The sequence below is a fragment of the Mycobacterium sp. E787 genome (assembly GCF_001668725.1).
Lineage (GTDB): Bacteria > Actinomycetota > Actinomycetes > Mycobacteriales > Mycobacteriaceae > Mycobacterium.
In genome coordinates, this window is record NZ_LZKL01000016.1 from 61,823 (window position 1) to 80,239 (window position 18,417).

General features: G+C 70.3%; 19 protein-coding genes and 1 tRNA gene. 7 read left to right on the forward strand and 13 right to left on the reverse strand.

What is annotated here, in order from left to right; all coding sequences use genetic code 11:
* Nucleotides 1–3 precede the first annotated feature (3 nt).
* The 5 genes from A5705_RS02420 to cobC all read right to left on the reverse strand — a co-directional run bounded on the left by A5705_RS02420 (nt 4) and on the right by cobC (nt 4,823).
* A complete protein-coding gene (locus tag A5705_RS02420) occupies nt 4–528 on the reverse strand; it encodes a TetR-like C-terminal domain-containing protein (RefSeq protein WP_231964229.1) in 525 nt (174 codons plus the stop codon).
* Nucleotides 529–605: 77 nt separating this feature from the next.
* Nucleotides 606–1,721 (reverse strand): bifunctional RNase H/acid phosphatase, encoded by a 1,116-nt coding sequence (locus A5705_RS02425; protein WP_067874282.1) that lies wholly within the window; start codon nt 1,719–1,721, stop codon nt 606–608.
* Nucleotides 1,718–2,455: a zinc ribbon domain-containing protein gene (locus A5705_RS02430; protein ID WP_067874280.1), complete on the reverse strand. Its 738-nt coding sequence runs from the start codon at nt 2,453–2,455 to the stop codon at nt 1,718–1,720. The genes A5705_RS02425 and A5705_RS02430 overlap by 4 nt, the downstream gene beginning before the upstream one ends.
* Nucleotides 2,452–3,600, reverse strand: coding sequence for a Nif3-like dinuclear metal center hexameric protein (locus tag A5705_RS02435; protein WP_067874278.1), 1,149 nt, complete (start codon nt 3,598–3,600; stop codon nt 2,452–2,454). Before A5705_RS02435 ends, A5705_RS02430 begins: the two co-directional genes overlap by 4 nt.
* Entirely contained in the window at nt 3,597–4,823 is a 1,227-nt protein-coding gene (gene cobC, locus A5705_RS02440) for an Rv2231c family pyridoxal phosphate-dependent protein CobC (RefSeq protein WP_369803292.1), read from the reverse strand. Before cobC ends, A5705_RS02435 begins: the two co-directional genes overlap by 4 nt.
* On the opposite strand from cobC, the gene A5705_RS02445 reads away from it, so the two are divergent.
* From A5705_RS02445 to A5705_RS02455, 3 genes are read left to right on the forward strand one after another with little or no spacing between them, the layout of a single operon-like run.
* Complete coding sequence (locus A5705_RS02445) at nt 4,799–5,425, forward strand: HAD-IA family hydrolase (RefSeq protein WP_067874494.1); 627 nt, start codon at nt 4,799–4,801, stop codon at nt 5,423–5,425. The two genes, cobC and A5705_RS02445, sit on opposite strands and share 25 nt — an antisense overlap.
* Nucleotides 5,418–5,909 (forward strand): low molecular weight protein-tyrosine-phosphatase, encoded by a 492-nt coding sequence (locus tag A5705_RS02450; protein ID WP_067874273.1) that lies wholly within the window; start codon nt 5,418–5,420, stop codon nt 5,907–5,909. The genes A5705_RS02445 and A5705_RS02450 overlap by 8 nt, the downstream gene beginning before the upstream one ends.
* The gene (locus A5705_RS02455) at nt 5,909–6,718 is read left to right on the forward strand and encodes an SURF1 family protein (protein WP_068275091.1); all 810 of its coding nucleotides are present in this window, start codon (nt 5,909–5,911) and stop codon (nt 6,716–6,718) included. Before A5705_RS02450 ends, A5705_RS02455 begins: the two co-directional genes overlap by 1 nt.
* Nucleotides 6,719–6,797: 79 nt before the next feature.
* On the opposite strand, the gene A5705_RS02460 is transcribed toward A5705_RS02455, so the two are convergent.
* Both A5705_RS02460 and A5705_RS27635 read right to left on the reverse strand, forming a co-directional pair.
* Nucleotides 6,798–7,727: a cobalamin biosynthesis protein gene (locus tag A5705_RS02460; RefSeq protein WP_068275094.1), complete on the reverse strand. Its 930-nt coding sequence runs from the start codon at nt 7,725–7,727 to the stop codon at nt 6,798–6,800.
* A gap of 38 nt (nt 7,728–7,765) precedes the next feature.
* Nucleotides 7,766–7,906 (reverse strand): hypothetical protein, encoded by a 141-nt coding sequence (locus tag A5705_RS27635; protein WP_156763007.1) that lies wholly within the window; start codon nt 7,904–7,906, stop codon nt 7,766–7,768.
* Nucleotides 7,907–7,982: 76 nt separating this feature from the next.
* On the opposite strand from A5705_RS27635, the gene A5705_RS02465 reads away from it, so the two are divergent.
* Nucleotides 7,983–8,798 carry an oxygenase MpaB family protein gene (locus tag A5705_RS02465; RefSeq protein ID WP_068275097.1) on the forward strand — a complete coding sequence of 272 codons (816 nt, stop codon included), beginning with the start codon at nt 7,983–7,985 and terminating at the stop codon, nt 8,796–8,798.
* Here the strand turns inward: A5705_RS02465 and A5705_RS02470 are convergent.
* Together A5705_RS02470 and A5705_RS02475 are read right to left on the reverse strand one after the other, a co-directional pair.
* On the reverse strand, nt 8,795–9,913 hold the full coding sequence (locus tag A5705_RS02470) for an epoxide hydrolase family protein (RefSeq protein ID WP_082956272.1): 1,119 nt from the start codon (nt 9,911–9,913) through the stop codon (nt 8,795–8,797). The genes A5705_RS02465 and A5705_RS02470 overlap by 4 nt on opposite strands.
* Before the next feature lie 5 nt (nt 9,914–9,918).
* Nucleotides 9,919–10,170: a hypothetical protein gene (locus A5705_RS02475; protein ID WP_082956249.1), complete on the reverse strand. Its 252-nt coding sequence runs from the start codon at nt 10,168–10,170 to the stop codon at nt 9,919–9,921.
* A gap of 117 nt (nt 10,171–10,287) precedes the next feature.
* Between A5705_RS02475 and A5705_RS02480 the strand changes: the two genes are divergently transcribed.
* A complete protein-coding gene (locus A5705_RS02480) occupies nt 10,288–12,159 on the forward strand; it encodes a propionyl-CoA synthetase (RefSeq protein ID WP_068275105.1) in 1,872 nt (623 codons plus the stop codon).
* A 163-nt stretch (nt 12,160–12,322) separates the two neighbouring features.
* On the opposite strand, the gene A5705_RS02485 is transcribed toward A5705_RS02480, so the two are convergent.
* The 4 genes from A5705_RS02485 to A5705_RS02500 all read right to left on the reverse strand — a co-directional run bounded on the left by A5705_RS02485 (nt 12,323) and on the right by A5705_RS02500 (nt 14,011).
* Nucleotides 12,323–12,394: transfer RNA gene (locus A5705_RS02485), tRNA-Val, on the reverse strand.
* A 49-nt stretch (nt 12,395–12,443) separates the two neighbouring features.
* Nucleotides 12,444–12,905, reverse strand: a complete 462-nt coding sequence (locus A5705_RS02490; protein WP_067874238.1) for a peroxiredoxin — start codon at nt 12,903–12,905, stop codon at nt 12,444–12,446.
* Nucleotides 12,905–13,327, reverse strand: coding sequence for a DUF3052 domain-containing protein (locus A5705_RS02495; protein ID WP_067874235.1), 423 nt, complete (start codon nt 13,325–13,327; stop codon nt 12,905–12,907). Before A5705_RS02495 ends, A5705_RS02490 begins: the two co-directional genes overlap by 1 nt.
* A gap of 93 nt (nt 13,328–13,420) precedes the next feature.
* Nucleotides 13,421–14,011 carry a hypothetical protein gene (locus A5705_RS02500; RefSeq protein ID WP_067874232.1) on the reverse strand — a complete coding sequence of 197 codons (591 nt, stop codon included), beginning with the start codon at nt 14,009–14,011 and terminating at the stop codon, nt 13,421–13,423.
* Between the two features lie 105 nt (nt 14,012–14,116).
* Between A5705_RS02500 and aceE the strand changes: the two genes are divergently transcribed.
* A complete protein-coding gene (aceE, locus tag A5705_RS02505; RefSeq protein WP_067874230.1) occupies nt 14,117–16,906 on the forward strand; it encodes a pyruvate dehydrogenase (acetyl-transferring), homodimeric type in 2,790 nt (929 codons plus the stop codon).
* Between the two features lie 161 nt (nt 16,907–17,067).
* Nucleotides 17,068–18,384 (forward strand): CdaR family transcriptional regulator, encoded by a 1,317-nt coding sequence (locus A5705_RS02510; protein WP_067874228.1) that lies wholly within the window; start codon nt 17,068–17,070, stop codon nt 18,382–18,384.
* Nucleotides 18,385–18,417 lie beyond the last annotated feature (33 nt).

The window sequence follows — 18,417 nt, forward strand, 5'->3', positions numbered from 1 at the left end:
CGGCTATTTTCGCGCCAGCGCGTGCCATGCCATATCGGCTACCGCCTCGCAATAGCGGTCGTCGACCGGGACATCGGAGTAGAGGGCGCGAACGTTCAACGGCGCCAGGACGATCTGCACGGCGGCCAGGGTGTTGACGCCGTCACGCAGATCGCCACGCTTCCTGGCCCGGTCAACGACCTCGCGCACGACGGCAAAACGAGCCTCCCACACCATCATTCGCGCCTCTTCGTCGTGTGGTCCGCGACGGTCCATGACCAGCGCCCGCATGAACGCGCGGCCCGCCTTGCTGTTGATCCGATCGGACAGCTTCCGGGTCAACGCCAGCAGGTCGCCGCGCAACGAGCCGGTGTCGGCTATCGAGCTGTAGGCCTCCGCATCGGCCAGGGCCGCGGCAACGATGAGTTGCTGCCGGCTGCCCCAGAAACGGTAGATCATCTCGCGGTCGAGATTGTGGCGCTCCGCCAAGGCCTCGATGCTGAACCGCTCGACACCCCAGAGGGTCAGCTCATCGAGCGCCGCCGCCATCACCCGCGCCCGGATGTCCGCGGGAACAGCTTCAACGGGTGGCTGAGACGGCTGCATCGGTGCCCCCTTATACCCGCCTAAAGATAACCCGTCTGGTTCACCAGCCGCACCGACGATGCTCCGTCCGAATAAAACTCTGCGATGCTCAACGATGCCAGATCAAGATGCAATCGGTACAGGATCCCCGGGCCGGCGTCCAGCGCGAGCCGCAACAGCATCTTGATCGGGGTCACGTGTGACACCACCAGCACCGTGGCGCCCCGGTGCGCGGCGATCACCCGCTCGCGCACCCTGAGCACCCGATCGAGCACCGCATCGAAGCTTTCACCGCCCGGCGGGGCGGTGCTGGTGTCGCGCAGCCAGCGCCGGTGCAGTTCCGGATCTCGTTCGGCCGCTTCGGCAAACGTCAACCCCTCCCACGCCCCGAAGTCGGTCTCGATCAAGTCCTCGTCCACGGTCACGTCCAGCCCGAGCGCCTTGGCGGCGGTGGCCGCGGTGTCGTAGGCGCGCTGCAGCGGCGACGAGATCACCGCGGCGATCCCGCCCCGCTGCGCCATGTAGCGCGCCGCGGCCCCCGCCTGTTGGCGCCCGGCGTCGGTCAGCGCCGGGTTGCCGCGCCCCGAGTAGCGGCGCTGCGCCGACAGCTCGGTCTGCCCGTGCCGCAGCAACAGCAGCCGGGTCGGGGTGCCGCGCGCGCCGGTCCAGCCGGGCGACGTCTTGGCCTCCACCGCTGCGGTTTTCTCCGGCTCGACGACCGGCGGATCGGATTGCGCCACCGGCTCGGCGGCGCCGGCGGCGGCGTCCATCGCCTCGTTGGCCAGCCGATCGGCGTGCGAGTTGCGGTCGCGCGGAACCCACCGGTAGCCGATCCGGTCGAACCGCGATGCCAGCTCGCGCGCCTGGGCGTGGAGCTTGATGAGGTCGGGATGTTTGACCTTCCACCGCCCGGACATCTGCTCGACCAACAGCTTGGAATCCAGGAAGACCTCGGCCTCGGTGGCGCCCGCCCGCAGGGCGTCGTCCAAACCGGCTATCAGCCCGCGGTATTCGGCGACGTTGTTGGTCGCGATGCCGATGGCCTGCTTGGCCTCGGCCAGCACGGTCTCGCGGTCCGCGCTGCGCACCACCGCGCCGTACCCGGCCGGCCCGGGGTTGCCGCGCGAGCCGCCGTCGGCCTCGATGACGACCTTCACTTGTCGAATCCCTTGACCCGCAGCAGGATTGCTCCGCATTCCGGGCAACGCACCAGCTCGTCCTCGGGGGCGGCGGAAATGCGGGACAGTTCACCGCGGCCGATCTCGATCCGGCAGGCCCCGCACCGATGCCCGAGCAACGGCCCGGCGCCCGGGCCGCCGCCGGCGCGCTGGCGCTCGTACAGGGCGGACAGGGCGGGATCCAGCGCCGCGGACAGCGCGTCGCGCCGCGACGAGTGCTGCTGGCGGGCCTCGTCGATTTCGGCGGCCGCGGCGTCGAGGGCCCGCTGGGCGTCGGCCAGCTCGGACTGCAGCGCCTCGACCGCCGCCTCGTCGGCGGCCAGCCGGGCCTGCAGCTCCTCGCGGCGCTCCATCACCTCCAGCAGGGAGTCCTCCAGGCTGGTCTGACGCCGCAGCAGGGTCTCCAGCTCGTGCTGAAGGTCCGCCAGCTGCTTGGCATCCGTGGCGCCCGATTGAAGCATCGCGCGGTCCCGGTCCTCACGCTGCCGCACCGCCTCGATCTCCGCCTCGAAGCGTGACACCTGGGCGTCCAAGTCTTCCAGGGCGATTCGCACCGCGCCCAGCCGGTCGGCGGCGGCGTTGTGGTCGGCGCGGATCCGATCGACCGCCTCTTGCTGCGGCAGGTGGGCGGCCCGGTGCTCGATGCGCGACAGCTCCGCGTCCAGCTTCGACAATTCGAGCAGCGAAAGTTGCTGTGTCACCTCGGCTTTCATGGCGGTCCTCCCCCGTCGTCGTAACCCAGATGCCCGACATTCCAAGGGTCGGTGCGGATGGTGCACACGTGCACGGGCAGCGCCGACCCGAAACGCGACCGCAGCACGCCGGCGGCCTGCTCGCACCAGGGGAATTCGCTTGCCCAGTGCGCCACGTCGACCAGGGCCACACTCGAGGCCCGGCGGTGCTCGTCGGCCGGATGGTGGCGCAGATCGGCGGTGACGTAGGCCTGCACGTCCGCGGCGGCCGCGGCGGCCAGCAGCGAGTCCCCGGCGCCGCCGCACACGGCGACCCGCGACACCGGCAGGTCGGGGTCCCCCGCCGCGCGCACGCCCCACGAGGTCCGCGGCAACGCGGCCCCGACGCGGGAGACGAAGTCGCGCAGCGGCTCCGGCCGCGGCAGCCTGCCGACGCGGCCGAGCCCGGCGTCGCTTGGCGGGGGCACCAGCGCGAAGATGTCGAACGCGGGCTCCTCGTAGGGATGGGCGGCGCGCATCGCCGCCAGCACCGCGCGCCGGGCGCGGGCGGGAGCGACGACCTCGAAGCGGTCCTCGGCCACCCGCTCGACGCTGCCGACGCTGCCGATCGCGGGAGAGGCACCCTCGTGCGGCAGGAACTGCCCGATGCCGCTGACGGTCCAGCTGCAGTGCGAGTAATCGCCGATGTGGCCGGCGCCGGCCTCGAACACGGCGTCCTGCACCGCCGCGGCGTTCTCGCGCGGCACGTAGACGACCCACTTCTCGAGATCGGCTGCGGCCGAGACCGGTTCGAGGGCGGCCTCGACGGTGAGGCCGAGGGCGTCGGCGAGCGCGTCGGACACACCCGGCGACGCGGAGTCGGCGTTGGTGTGCGCGGTGAACAGCGAACGCCGCGTTCGGATCAGGCGGTGCACCAGCGCGCCCTTCGGCGTGCTGGCGGCCACGGTGTCGACCCCGCGCAGCAGCAGCGGGTGATGGGCCAGCAGCAGGCCGGCTTCGGGCACCTCGTCGACGACGGCCGGGGTCGCGTCGACCGCGACGGTCACCGAGTCCACCGCGTCGTCGGGGTCGCCGCACACCAGCCCGACCGAATCCCACGACTGGGCCAGGCGCGGCGGGTACGCCTCGTCGAGCACGGCGATCACGTCGGCCAGCGGCACGGTCACCGCGACACCCCGGCGATCGCGTCGACCAGCAGCGGCCACTCGGGGCGCACCGCGGCCCGCAGGTACCTCTCGTCGAGGCCGACGAAGGTGTCGCACCGGCGCACGGCAATCCCCTTGCGCTCCAAATTGTTTCGCAGCGAGGCGGCGTCCGGATGCCGGAACAGGACGAACGGCGCCCGCCCGTCGACCACGTCTGCGCCCACCGACGCCAGGCCGGCCACCATCTCGGCACGCAACCGCGTCAACCGCAGCGCACCGGCCGCCGCCTCCGCCACGGCCCACGGCTCGCAGCAGGCCGCGATGGCGGTCAGCTGCAGCGTCCCCACCGGCCAGTGGGCGCGCCGCGCCGTCAACCGCGCCAGCACCTCCGGCGCGCCCAGCGCATAACCCACCCGCAGGCCGGCCAACGCCCACGTCTTGGTCAGGCTGCGCAGCACCAGCACGTCGGGCAGGGAGTCGCCGGCCAGCGACGCCGGCTCGCCGGGAACCGAATCGGCGAACGCCTCGTCGACCACCAGGATCCGGCCGGGCCGGCGCAGCGCGATCAGCTGCTCCCTGGTGTGCAGAACCGAGGTGGGGTTGGTCGGGTTGCCGACCACCACCAGGTCGGCGTCGTCGGGCACCCGCGCGCCGTCGAGGCGAAACGGCGGCTCGAGCACGACATGCTCGACGGGAACCCCGGCCGCGCCCAGCGCCACGGCCGGTTCGGTGAACGACGGCGCGACGAGCGCCGCGCGCGCCGGGCGCAGGTTGGGCAGCAGCCCGAACCCCTCGGCCGCCCCGGCCAGCGGCAGCACCTCGTCGCGGGCGCGGCCGTGTCGCGCGGCGGCCGCGTCCTGGGCCCTGTGCACGTCGCGCAGGCTCGGGTAGCTCGCCAGGTCTCCCAGCCGCTCGGCCAGTCGCCGCGTCAGCCACTCCGGCGGCCGCGGCTGCCGGACGTTGACGGCGAAATCGAGCATCCCGGGCGCGACCGCCTGATCACCGTGATAGCGGTCCGCCGCAGGCGGGCTCGGGTTCAGAGTCGCCATCCGAGAAACACTAGTGGGCCCCCGCGAGCGCGTGGCGGGAACGCCGTCGCACCAGGAAACCGGCCATCGAGGACAATAGTGAGGTGACAGGCACAGCCGCCCATTGCCCGCCTCCAGCTCACCGCGCCGCGCGTCGCGCTCCGTCGGGCGGCGCCCAGGTGGCGGACCTGGTGATCTTCGATCTCGACGGCACACTGACCGACTCGGCGGAAGGGATCGTCGCCAGCTTCCTGCACGCGCTGGGCCACATCGGGGCGGCGGTGCCCGAGGGCGATCTGGCCGCTCAGATCGTCGGCCCGCCGATGGACGACACCTTCCGCTCTCTGCTGGGCGACTCGGCCGAGGAGGCGATCGCGGCCTTTCGGGCCGAGTACGGCGCCCGCGGCTGGGCGATGAACACGCTGTTCGACGGGATCGAGCAGCTGCTGGCCGACCTGCGCGCCGCCGGCGTGCGGCTGGCGGTGGCCACCTCCAAGCTGGAGCCGACCGCCCGGCGCATCCTCGCCCATTTCGGGCTGGACCGATATTTCGAGGTCATCGCGGGCGCGGCGCCCGACGGCTCGCGCAAGAGCAAGGAAGAGGTGCTGGCCCACGCGCTGGCACAGCTGCGGCCGCTGCCCGAGCGGGTGCTCATGGTCGGCGACCGCAGTCACGACGTGCACGGCGCGGCCGCGCACGGCATCGACACCGTGGTGGTCGGCTGGGGCTACGGGCGCGACGACTTCGGCGACGCGAACAGCGCCGGGATCACGCACGCCGCGACGATCGACGACCTGCGGAGGGCCCTGGGTGTCTGAAACTCTGCACGTTACCTTCGTCTGCACCGGCAACATCTGCCGCTCCCCGATGGCCGAGAAGATGTTCGCCGACCAGCTGCAGCGGCGCGGCCTGGGTGACGCGGTGCGGGTGACCAGCGCCGGCACCGGCAATTGGCACGTCGGCAGCTGCGCCGACGACAGGGCCGCCCGGGTGCTGCGCGCCCACGGCTATTCCACCGCCCACTGCGCCGCCCAGCTCAACGATGACCACCTCGCGGCCGACCTGGTGGTGGCCTTGGGGCGCAACCACGTTCGGATGTTGCGCCAGCTCGGCGTCGACGAGGAGCGGATCCGGATGCTGCGGTCGTTCGACCCACGCTCGGGCGCCCACGCCCCCGACGTCGAGGACCCCTACTACGGCGACCCCGAGGACTTCGAGGAGGTGCTGGCCGTCATCGAGGCCGCGCTGCCCGGCCTGCACGACTGGGTCGACGAACGGCTCGCGGAGAACGGGCACGGCTGATGCGCCGCTGGGCATTTCTGCTGCGGCCGGGCTGGATAGCGCTGGCCCTGGTGGTCGTCTCCTTCACCTACCTGTGCTTCATGGTGCTCGCGCCGTGGCAGCTGGGGAAGAACACCAGGACCTCCCGGGAGAACCGCCAGATCGAGTACTCCCTCAACACCGCGCCTGTTCCCCTGAAAACGCTGCTGCCCCAGCAGGATTCGTCGGCGCCGGGCGCACAGTGGCGCCGGGTCACGGCGACCGGCCATTACCTGCCCGACGTTCAAGTCCTGGCCCGACTGCGGGTCGTCGAGGGTGACCCGGCGTTCGAAGTGCTGGCGCCGTTCGTCGTCGACGGCGGGCCCACCGTGCTGGTGGACCGCGGTTACGTGCGGCCCCAGCAGGGCTCACACGTGCCCCCGATCGCCCGCCCGCCGGCGGAGCCGGTCACCCTGACGGCCCGGCTGCGTGACTCGGAGCCCACCGCTCCGGGCAAGGATCCCTTCGTCGCAGACGGCGTGCGACAGGTGTATTCGATAAACACCGAGCAGGTCGCGGCGCTGACCACGGTGCCGCTGGCCGGGTCGTATCTCCAGTTGGTCGAGAACCAGCCCGGCGGGCTGGGCGTGATCGGCATCCCGCACCTCGACGCCGGACCGTTCCTGTCTTACGGCATCCAGTGGATTTCGTTCGGCATCCTGGCGCCGATCGGGTTGGGCTACTTCATCTACTCCGAGATCCGCGTCCGCCGCCGGGAGAAGCACGCGGCGCCGGAGGCCCCGACGACGGTCGAGGAGAAACTCGCCGACCGCTACGGCCGCCGGCGATAGCGACGATCAGTGTGCGCTGAGGGCTTTCAGTGTGCGCTGAGGGCGCGAAAATTGCGATGGTCCCGCCCTACACGCACTCTCAACGCCATCGATGCACACTCAACGCCCCGAAAAGCCCGATCAACAGCGCCGCGGCCGCTTGAACCGCCCGCGACAAGGCCACCGCGCGGCGCAGGTCGTCCACCTCGGGCTGCCGGCCGTCGCCGAGCGTCGGCCGGATCTGCAGCTCGTGGTGATACTGGGTGGGACCGCCGAGCCGGACGCCCAGCGCCCCGGCGAAGGCCGCCTCGACCACACCGGCGTTGGGGCTGGGATGCCGGGCCGCGTCGCGGCGCCAGGCGCGCAGCGCGGCCGCCGGGGATCCGCCGACGACGGGCGCACAGAGCACCACCAGCGCCGCGGTCGCGCGCGCCGCGCCATAGTTGGCTGCGTCATCCAATCGCGCTGCGGCCCAACCGAATCGGAGATAACGCGGAGACCGGTGGCCGACCATCGAGTCCAGCGTGTTGATCGCGCGGTAGGCCAGCGCCGCGGGCGCCCCGCCGGCCGCCGCCCACAGCAGCGGCGCCACCTGGGCGTCGGAGGTGTTCTCCGCGACCGATTCCAGCGCCGCGCGGGTCAGGCCGGCGGCGTCCAGCCGCGCCGGGTCGCGCCCACACAGCGACGGCAGCAGCCGTCGCGCGGCCGCGACGTCGTCCCGCTCGAGCAGCCGCGACATCTCCAGTCCCGTGCGCGCCAATGAAGTTCCGCCCAGGCATATCCACGTGGCCGCGCCGGTGGCGGCGGCGGACCGGCGGGCGACGGCCGCGGCCGGCACCGTCACCGCGCCGACCAGCAGGCCCGCGTGCAGGGCGCCGGCGGCCTTGCTGTCGCGGTAGGTGACGCGCTCCAGCGCCGCGGCCGCGCGGCCGAACAGGGCGACCGGATGGCCGCGTTGCGGGTCGCCCAGGGCGAGGTCGGCCAGGTACCCGGCCAGCACGCCCGCGATCCGGGGCCGCGTCGCAGACACCCCGGCAGCGTCTCACACGCGCCGCGGCGTCGGCCGCGCTAGATCGCCAGAACGGCGGCCACGATCACGACAAGGATCAGCAGGCCCACCACCCACCACAGCAAGGCGTCGGGGTCGGCCGTCGGTGCCAGGTTGGGCGGGCGGGCGAGTGGCCGCGGGTTACCGGGTTGAGTACTCATCGTCCTCGACTGCCCATTTTCCGGCGGAAATAACGCCCTGCCGTGGTGTACTCGACGCCATGAGGGGTAATCCGCGATGATGCGGCCGGCGACCCGGATCGCCGATTTGCTGAACCCGGCGGCGGTGTTGTTGCCCGCCGCGAACGTGATCATGCAGCTGTCCTTGCCCGGCGTGGGTTACGGCGTGCTGGAAAGCCCGGTGGACAGCGGCAACGTCTACAAGCATCCGTTCAAGCGGGCCCGCACCACCGGGACCTACCTGGCGGTGGCGGCCATCGGGACCGAGTCCGACCGGGCGTTGATCCGCGGCGCCGTGGACGTCGCGCACCGGCAGGTTCGCTCGACGTCGTCAAGTCCGGTGTCCTACAACGCCTTCGACCCCAAGCTGCAGCTGTGGGTGGCATCGTGCCTGTACCGCTACTTCGTGGATCAGCACGAGTTCTTGCATGGCCCACTCGACGACTCCACCGCCGACGCCGTCTACCGCGACGCGAAGCGGTTGGGCACCACGCTGCAGGTGCCCGAGCGCATGTGGCCGCCGGACCGCGCCGCGTTCGACGAGTACTGGAAGCGCTCCCTCGACGAGCTGCGCATCGACCCGCCGGTGCGCGAGCACCTGCGCGGGGTGGCGTCGGTGGCGTTTCTGCCGTGGCCGCTGCGGGTCCTGGCGGGACCGTTCAACCTGTTCGCGACGACGGGATTCCTGGCCCCCGAGTTCCGGGCGATGATGCGGCTGGAGTGGTCGCCGGGCCAGCAGCGCCGGTTCGAGTGGCTGCTGGCCGCCCTGCGGCTGGCCGACCGGCTGATCCCACACCGGGCGTGGATCCTCGGCTATCAGATTTACCTGTGGGACATGCGCTTTCGGGCGCGCAGGGGCTGGCGGATCGTCTAACGCACCGTCGCGAAAAACGCCCGCACGTCGTCGACGAACAGTTCCGGTTGCTCGAACGCGGCGAAGTGGCCGCCGCGCGGCATGTCCGTCCAGTGGGTGATGTTGTACACCGGCTCGCACCAGCTTCGCGGCGCCTTCAGCAGCTCGCCCGGGAAAGCGCTGACGCCGGTGGGCAATTCGACCCGGTCCATCTGGCCAAAGACCCGGAAGCTTTCCCAGTACAGCCGGGCCGACGACGCGCCGGTGGCGGTCGCCCAGTACACCATCACGTTGTCCAGCAGCTCGTCGCGGCTGAACACGTTCTCCGGGTGCCCGTCGCAATCGGACCACGCCCAGAACTTCTCGACGATCCACGCCAGCTGCCCCACCGGCGAATCGACCAGCCCGTAGCCCAGCGTCTGCGGACGGGTGGACTGCTGCTTGGAATAACCGGTGCCCCACTTGCGGTGCTCGGCCATCGCGGCCAGGGCGCGTTGCTCCTCGGCGGTCGGATTGGCCAGGGATTCCTTGGTGGGCCGCCCGATCGGCATGTTCAGGTGAATGGCCGCGCAGTGCCCCCGGTTTCGGCCCATCTGGGTGGTGACGGCGGCGCCCCAGTCGCCGCCCTGCGCGCCGTAGCGGTCGTAGCCCAGGCGCAGCATGAGCGTCTCCCACGCCTCGGCAATCCTTTCGACGCCCCAACCGGTGCGGGTGGGCTTGCCGGAGAACCCGTACCCCGGCAGCGACGGGCACACGACGTGAAAGGCGTCCTCGGCGCGCCCGGACGCCGGGTTGGTCAGCGGCTCGATCACCTTGTGGAACTCCACGATCGAGCCCGGCCAGCCGTGGGTGATCACCAGTGGGAAGGCGTCGTCGTGCGGCGAACGTTGGTGGATGAGATGAATGTCGAGCCCGTCGATGTCGGTGACGAACTGGTCGAAGCGGTTGAGCGCGGCCTCACGGGAGCGCCAGTCGTACTCGGTGGCCCAGTAGCCGGCCAGCTCGCGGGTGTAGCCCAACGGGATGCCCTGGCTCCAGTCGTCGACGCACTCGGCCTCGGGCCAGCGGGTGCGCTCCAGCCGCGACCGCAGGTCCACCAGGACGTCGTCGAAGACGTCGATGCGAAACGGTCTCACGCCGATCACCATTCGTCGTCGTCGATGTGCGGCCGCGCACCGGTGTCGGTGGCGCGGCGATCCGCGCCGGCGATCAGGGTGCGGACCTCGTCGAGCACATTGCGCATGTCGGCGCGCAGCGCATCGACCGCGGCGTACAGATCGGCCTTGGTGGCCGGCTGCTGGTCGGCCGGCAGTGGCCCGACGGGCGGCGCGGTGCGTCCGGCGCCGGCGCCGTGAAAATCGGGGTGCTCGCCCACGCCCCCAGACCTTGCCATACCGGTAGATCAGCGGCAACGCGCGGCGGCACCCAGGGGTCCAAGGGCCCTTGTGGCCGGGGCACCTATCGTCTGTACTGCACTGGCATCGTTCCCTTCAGCGGAGGAGAAGAGGCCATGGGCCGCTACCGCGACCTGCACCGAGGCAGCCTTGCAGACCCGGCACAGTTCTGGGGGGTCGCGGCGCGCGAGGTGACGTGGACCCGCCCACCGCGGCAGATCCTCGACGACAGCCGACCGCCGTTTTACCGCTGGTTTCCCGACGCCGAGCTGAACACGTGCGCCAACGCGTTGGACCGGCACGTCGAGGCCGGTCGCGGCGACCAAGCCGCGCTCGTCTACGACTCGCCGGTGACCGCAACGAAGCGCACGATCACCTACGCCGAACTGCTCGACGTCACTTCACGTTTCGCGGGCGTCCTGCGCACGCTCGGCGTTGAGAAGGGTGATCGGGTGGTGATCTACATGCCGATGATCCCCGAGGCGCTCGTCGCCATGTTGGCGTGCGCACGGATCGGGGCGGTGCACTCCGTGGTGTTCGGGGGATTCGCGGCCCATGAGCTGGCCACGCGCATCGACGACGCCCGCCCCGCCGTGGTCGTGACGGCGTCCTGCGGCATCGAGCCGACACGGGTCGTGCAGTACAAACCAATGCTCGACGCGGCGATCGACGCCAGCGTGCACCCGCCGCGGCACTGCATCATCGTTCAACGGGATCGCCTGCGCTGCAAGCTAATTGACGGCCGCGACCATGACTGGGACGCGCTGATGTCCGATGCGCAGCCCACGCCTGCCGTGCCGGTCGCGGCGACGGATCCGCTCTACATCCTGTACACCTCAGGCACGACCGGCAAGCCGAAGGGCGTCGTGCGTGACAACGGCGGTCACGCGGTGGCCCTGTTGTGGAGCATGCGCCACATTTATGGCGTATGCCCCGGGGACGTGTTCTGGGCGGCATCCGACGTCGGCTGGGTGGTTGGGCACTCCTATATCGTCTACGGGCCGCTGCTGGCCGGCGCGACCACCGTGCTGTACGAGGGCAAGCCGGTCGGAACGCCCGATGCCGGCGCGTTTTGGCGCGTGGTGGCCGAACACGGTGTCAACGTGCTCTTCACCGCCCCGACGGCCATCCGCGCGATTCGGAAGGAGGACCCGCTCGGCAGGTGGCTGGCCCGCTACGACCGCGCCTCGCTGCGATCGCTGTTCCTCGCCGGCGAGCGGCTCGACCCCGGCACCTATCACTGGGCGTCGCAGAAGCTGGACATCCCGGTCATCGACCATTGGTGGCAGACCGAGACCGGGTGGGCAATCGCCGCCAATCCGGTTGGCATCGAAGCTCTCCCGATCAAAGCAGGGTCACCCGGGGTGGCGATGCCGGGCTACGACGTCGCCATCCTGCACCCCGACGGCAGCGGATGCCGGCCCGGGGAGGAAGGTGCGATCTGTCTCAGCCTCCCACTGCCGCCGGGCACTTTCCCGACGTTGTGGCAGGACGACGCGCGGTTCGAGTCGTCGTACCTGTGCGAGCATCCCGGCTACTACCTCACCGGCGACGGCGGATTCGTCGACGAGGACGGATACCTGTTCGTCATGGGCCGCATCGACGACGTCATCAACGTGGCCGGGCACCGGTTGTCGACCGGTGAGATCGAGGCGGTCCTGGCGTCTCATCCGGCAGTGGCCGAATGCGCCGTGATCGGGGTCGCCGACGAAATCAAGGGCCAGATTCCGCGGGGATTCGTCGTCCTGAACGCCGGCGCGGCGCCGGACGGGATCGCGGCCGAGTTGGTCGATCTGGTCCGCGAAGAGATCGGCCCGGTCGCGTGCCTGAAACAGGTCGACATCGTCGCGGCGTTGCCAAAGACCCGGTCGGGCAAGATCTTACGCAAGTCGATGCGCGCGATCGCCCATGGTCATGACGAGCCGCCCCCCTCCACCATCGAAGATCCCGACGTGCTGCATCAGCTGTGCCCCGTGCTGCGCCGATAGGGCGGGAAGCGCTCAGCCGCGATGACTTGCGCGAGCCCGCAAGCGTAACCTCACTGCGAAACTCGGAGCACAATATCGCCGTGCCGTTACGCTCGCGGCGCCGGCCAAGTCTCCGCAGGCGTAGCCGATGCCGGTAGGCAACGCTCATCCGCATGCACATCGGTGGGCGCGGACGGTATCGAACCGCCGACCGCTGGTGTGTAAAACCAGAGCTCTACCACTGAGCTACGCGCCCCTGAAACGTCCGCAGCAGGCTACACGCCGACGGGCCGAGCACCCAAACATCAGGCGTGCAGAGCCGCCAGCGCCTCGCGCCAGAGCCGCTGGTCGCGTGACTCACCGGGCTGCTTCATCTCGGCGAAACGGATTATCCCCGACCGGTCGACGACAAAGGTACCGCGATTGGGATAGCCGGCGTCGGCGTTGAACACCCCGTAGGCCTGGCTGACCTCGCCGTGCGGCCAGAAATCCGAGAGCACCGGAAACATGAACCCGCTCTCGAGCGACCAGATCTTGTGCGTGGGTGGCGGACCCACCGAGATCGCCATGGCCACGCTCTCGTCGTTTTCGAACTCGGGCAGGTGGTCGCGCAGCTGATCCAGCTCGCCCTGGCAGATCCCGGTGAACGCCAGCGGGAAGAACACCAGCAGGACGTTCTTGGCGCCGCGGAAGGAGCTCAGGGTGACGGGCTGCTGGTTCTGGTCGCGCAAGGTGAAGTCGGGGGCGGCGGTGCCGACGGACAGCATCAACGCTTCCCGGTCCGCGACTTGGGCTGCACGAGCCGGCTGGCGCTCCAATCGCCGAGGTTGACCGACGAGGTCGGCATCAGGCCGGCGGTGGGGGCCGCCTCGGCGATCTCCGCGGGCAGCACGTGTCCCGGCTTGCCGGTCTTGGGCGTCAACACCCAGATCACCCCGTCCTCGGCCAGCGGGCTGATCGCGTCCATCAGGGTGTCCACCAAGTCGCCGTCGCCGTCGCGCCACCACAACAACACGACGTCGATGACCTCGTCGGTGTCCTCGTCGAGCAGCTCGCTGCCGCACGCTTCCTCGACCGCGGCCCGGATGTCGTCGTTGGAGTCCTCGTCCCAGCCCCATTCCTGGACGACCTGGTCCCGTTGGATGCCCAGTTTGCGAGCGAAGCTCGAGGCGTCATCCGCCGCGACCACCGTGAAACCTCCCTAGACCGTCCGCGCACCGTGCGATGGGAATTATCGTCGCACAGCAGTAACGCGGTCCATAGCCGTGCCTCGTCGGGCGCCTCAGAAGGATGCCAGGCAAAGTTTCAGCGCCTTGGTCTTGGTGTCGTTGAGCTGGTCGACCCGCCGGTTGAACTCCGCGATCGACGCGTGCGTGCCGATGGCATTGGCCACCCCGCGGGCCGCGTCCACATAGGCGTTGAAGGCGTCCTTCAACTGCTGCGACAGCGCATCGTTGAAGCTGTTGGACACCGTGGTGGCGCTGTCGTTCAGCGCCCCGATCGCCGGGCCCTCGGCCGGGCCGGTGCTGCGGCCGGCGTTGAACGCCGAGACGTAGTCGTTCACCTTGTCGATCGCGTCCTTGCTGGAGGTGGCCAGCGTGTCGCAGGAGGTGCGCACCGCCCTGGTCGTCAGCGATTGCTGCCGCTGCGACTCCTTCACGCGCGACGTGGCCGAGGATGCCGACACCGACGCGGACACCGACTGCCGGTAGGCCGGGGCGACATTGGTGTCGGGTGTGGCCGTGCCGTTGGTGACGCTGGTACACCCGACGATCCCCATGACCAGCGCCGCGACACAGCCGAGCGCCAGCGCGCCTCGCCTGGGGAGATCCCCCACCTGCGCGCGAGGGACGGCACGCCATCCGATGAGCACGATTGCTGACGTTACCGGGTGCCGATTGCAGCCGCGGCTACCCGCCCGCGACGTCGGTGCGGCACGATAGGAGGACAAGACGCAGCCGACTACAGGAGTAGTGAGTTGACCACGGAGTTCGCGCGCCACGATCTGGCCAAATCCCCCAGCAGCGCAAGCGAACCCGATCGCGTTCGGGTGATCCGCGAAGGTGTGGCTTCCTATCTGCCCGACATCGATCCCGACGAGACCTCGGAGTGGCTGGAGTCCTTCGACGAACTGCTGGAGCGCTCCGGGCCGGCCCGGGCGCGCTACCTGATGCTGCGCTTGCTGGAACGGGCCGGCGAGCAGCGGGTGGCCATCCCCTCGCTGACGTCGACCGACTATGTCAACACCATCCCGACCGAGCTGGAACCGTGGTTCCCCGGCGACGAGGACGTCGAGCGCCGCTTCCGGGCGTGGATCAGGTGGAACGCGGCGATCATGGTGCACCGCGCCCAGCGCCCGGGAATCGGTGTGGGGGGCCACATTTCGACCTACGCCTCGTCCGCGGCGCTGTATGAGGTCGGGTTCAACCACTTCTTCCGCGGCAAGTCCCATCCCGGCGGCGGGGACCAGGTGTTCATCCAGGGCCACGCCTCCCCCGGCATCTACGCCCGCGCCTTCCTCGAGGGCCGGCTCAGTGAGGACCGGCTCGACGGCTTCCGCCAGGAACACAGCCACGCCGGCGGCGGGCTGCCGTCGTACCCGCACCCGCGGCTGATGCCCGACTTCTGGGAGTTCCCCACCGTGTCGATGGGCCTGGGCCCGCTCAACGCGATCTATCAGGCCCGGTTCAACCACTACCTGCACGACCGCGGCATCAAGGACACCTCCGACCAGCATGTCTGGTGCTTTTTGGGCGACGGCGAGATGGACGAGCCGGAGAGCCGCGGGCTGGCGCACGTCGGGGCGCTCGAGGGCCTGGACAACCTGACCTTCGTGATCAACTGCAACCTGCAGCGCCTCGACGGCCCGGTGCGCGGCAACGGCAAGATCATCCAGGAGCTGGAGTCGTTCTTCCGGGGCGCCGGCTGGAACGTCATCAAGGTGGTCTGGGGCCGCGAGTGGGACGCACTGTTGCACGCCGACAAGGACGGCGCCCTGGTCAACCTGATGAACACGACGCCCGACGGCGACTACCAGACCTATAAGGCCAACGACGGCGCCTACGTGCGCGACCACTTCTTCGGCCGCGATCCGCGCACCAAGGCGCTCGTCGAGCACATGACCGACTCCGAGATCTGGAACCTCAAGCGCGGCGGCCACGACTACCGCAAGGTCTACGCCGCCTACCGCGCCGCCGTCGACCACAAGGGGCAGCCGACGGTGATCCTGGCCAAGACCATCAAGGGCTACTCGCTGGGCGCGCACTTCCAGGGCCGCAACGCCACCCACCAGATGAAAAAGCTTGCGCTGGAAGACCTCAAGTGGTTCCGCGACTCGATGCGGATCCCGATCAGCGACGCGCAGCTGGACGAGAACCCCTACCTGCCGCCCTACTACCACCCCGGCCCCGACGCCCCGGAGATCCGCTACATGCTCGACCGGCGCCGCACGCTGGGCGGCTTCCTGCCGGAACGGCGGACGAAGGCCAAGGCGCTCTCACTGCCCGGCCGCGACACCTACGCCGCGCTGCGGAAGGGATCGGGCAACCAGGAGGTCGCCACCACGATGGCGACCGTGCGGACATTCAAGGAAGTGTTGCGGCACAAGGAGATTGGGCCGCGCATAGTGCCGATCATTCCCGACGAGGCACGCACGTTCGGGATGGACTCGTGGTTCCCGTCGCTGAAGATCTACAACCGCCTCGGCCAGTTGTACACCGCCGTCGACGCCGACCTGATGCTGGCCTACAAGGAAAGCGAAGTCGGACAGATCCTGCACGAGGGCATCAACGAGGCCGGGTCGGTGGGCTCCTTCATCGCGGCCGGCACGTCGTACGCGACGCACAACGAGCCGATGATCCCGATCTACATCTTCTATTCCATGTTCGGGTTCCAGCGCACCGGCGACGGCCTGTGGGCGGCCGCCGACCAGATGGCGCGCGGCTTTTTGCTCGGGGCGACGGCGGGGCGCACCACGCTGACCGGCGAGGGCCTGCAGCACGCCGACGGCCACTCGCTGCTGCTGGCCGCCACCAACCCCGCGGTGGTGTCCTACGACCCGGCGTTCGCCTTCGAGATCGCCTACATCGTGGAGAGCGGGCTGGCCCGCATGTTCGGGGAGAACCCGGAGAACGTGTTCTTCTACATCACCGTCTACAACGAGCCGTACCCGCAGCCGCCGGAGCCGGACAACTTCGATCCCGAGGGCGTGCTGCGCGGCATCTACCGCTACCGCGCCGCCACCGAACAGCGCACGAACAAGGCGCAGCTCCTGGCGTCCGGCGTCGCGATGCCGTCGGCGCTGCAGGCCGCCGACATGCTGGCCGCCGAGTGGGACGTCGCCGCCGACGTGTGGTCGGTGACCAGCTGGGGCGAGCTCAACCGCGACGGCGTCGGCGTCGAGCGGGCCCGGCTGCGCCACCCCGACCAGCCGGCCGCCACCCCGTACGTGACCCGGGCCCTCGCGGGCGCCGAGGGCCCCGTGGTCGCCGTCTCGGACTGGATGCGGGCCGTGCCCGAGCAGATCCGGCCCTGGGTGCCCGGCACCTTCGTCACGCTGGGCACCGACGGGTTCGGCTTTTCCGACACCCGGCCCGCCGCGCGGCGCTACTTCAACACCGACGCCGAGTCGCAGGTTGTCGCGGTGCTCGAGGCGCTGGCGCGCGACGGCGAGATCGACCCGTCGGTGCCGGTGGCGGCCGCGCGTGAGTACCGGATCGACGACGTGCTGGCCGCGCCCGAGCAGACCTCCGACCCCGGCGTGGCCTGAGGGCGCCCCGCACCGCTCGGGGTGCCCCCGCCCGCCGAGCGTGAAGTTAGCTTCACGCTGGGCGCCGAGCGTGAGGCTAACTTCACGCTCACGGCCCGAACCGCCGCCAACACCCCGCCGCGTTGGCGGAAAGTTCCAGAAATCTGACGTAGATTTTAGGGATGAACGACAACGCCTTCGCCGGTCCGTTCGCCTCGGCGAGACCCAGGTCGCCGCTCGAACTGCTGGACCACGTGCCGGACTCGGTTTTGCGACGGCTGAAGCAGTACTCGGGCCGGCTGGCCACCGAGGCGGTCTCGGTCATGCAGGACCGGTTGCCGTTCTTCGCCGACCTGGAGGCCTCCCAGCGGGCCAGCGTGGCGTTGGTGGTGCAGACGGCGATCAACAACTTCGTCGAGTGGATGCAGGACCCGCACAGCAACGTCAGCTACACGGCGCAGGCCTTCGAGCTGGTGCCGCAGGATCTGGCCCGCCGGATCGCGCTGCGGCACAGCGTGGACATGGTGCGGGTCACCATGGAGTTCTTCGAGGAGGTGCTGCCGCTGGTGGCGCGCTCCGAGGAGCAGTTGACCGCGCTCACGGTGGGCGTGCTGAAGTACAGCCGCGACCTGGCGTTCACCGCCGCCTCGTCCTACGCGGAGGCCGCCGAGGCGCGCGGCACCTGGGACAGCCGGATGGAGGCCAGCGTCGTCGACGCGGTGGTCCGCGGCGACACCGGCCCGGAACTGCTGTCCCGGGCGGCCGCACTGAACTGGGACACCACCGCGCCCGCGACGGTCGTGGTCGGGATACCGGCGCCGGGTCGCGACGAGCCGGACGGCGAGATCGGCAGCCAGCGGGCCAGTCAGGGCGTGCGCGACATCGCCGCGCGGCACGGCCGGGCGGCGCTCACCGACGTGCACGGCACCTGGCTGGTGGCCATCGTGTCCGGCCAATTGTCGGCGACCGATAAATTCCTGGGCGATCTGCTGAACGCGTTCTCCGACGGCCCGGTGGTCATCGGACCGACGGCGCCCATGCTGACCGCGGCCTACCACAGCGCCAGCGAGGCGATCTCCGGGATGAACGCGGTCGCCGGCTGGCGCGGCGCGCCGCGGCCGGTGTTGGCCCGGGAGCTGCTGCCCGAACGGGCCCTGATGGGCGACGCGTCGGCGATCGTGGCGCTGCACACCGACGTGATGGGGCCGCTGGCCGACGCCGGGCCGACGCTGATCGAGACCCTGGACGCTTACTTGGATTGTGGCGGCGCGATTGAAGCTTGTGCCAGAAAGTTGTTCGTTCATCCAAACACCGTGCGCTACCGGCTCAAGCGCATCACCGACTTCACCGGGCGTGATCCCACCCAGCCGCGCGACGCATATGTGCTGCGTGTGGCCTCGACGGTCGGCCAACTCAACTACCCGGCGCCGCCGTCGAGCGTCGCCGCCAGGACCGTGGCGCCGGTTCCCCTGCCGGTCAGGAGCGGTACCACGGGTTAGCACCGGCGACAGTGATTTAGCCAACAGATCGCG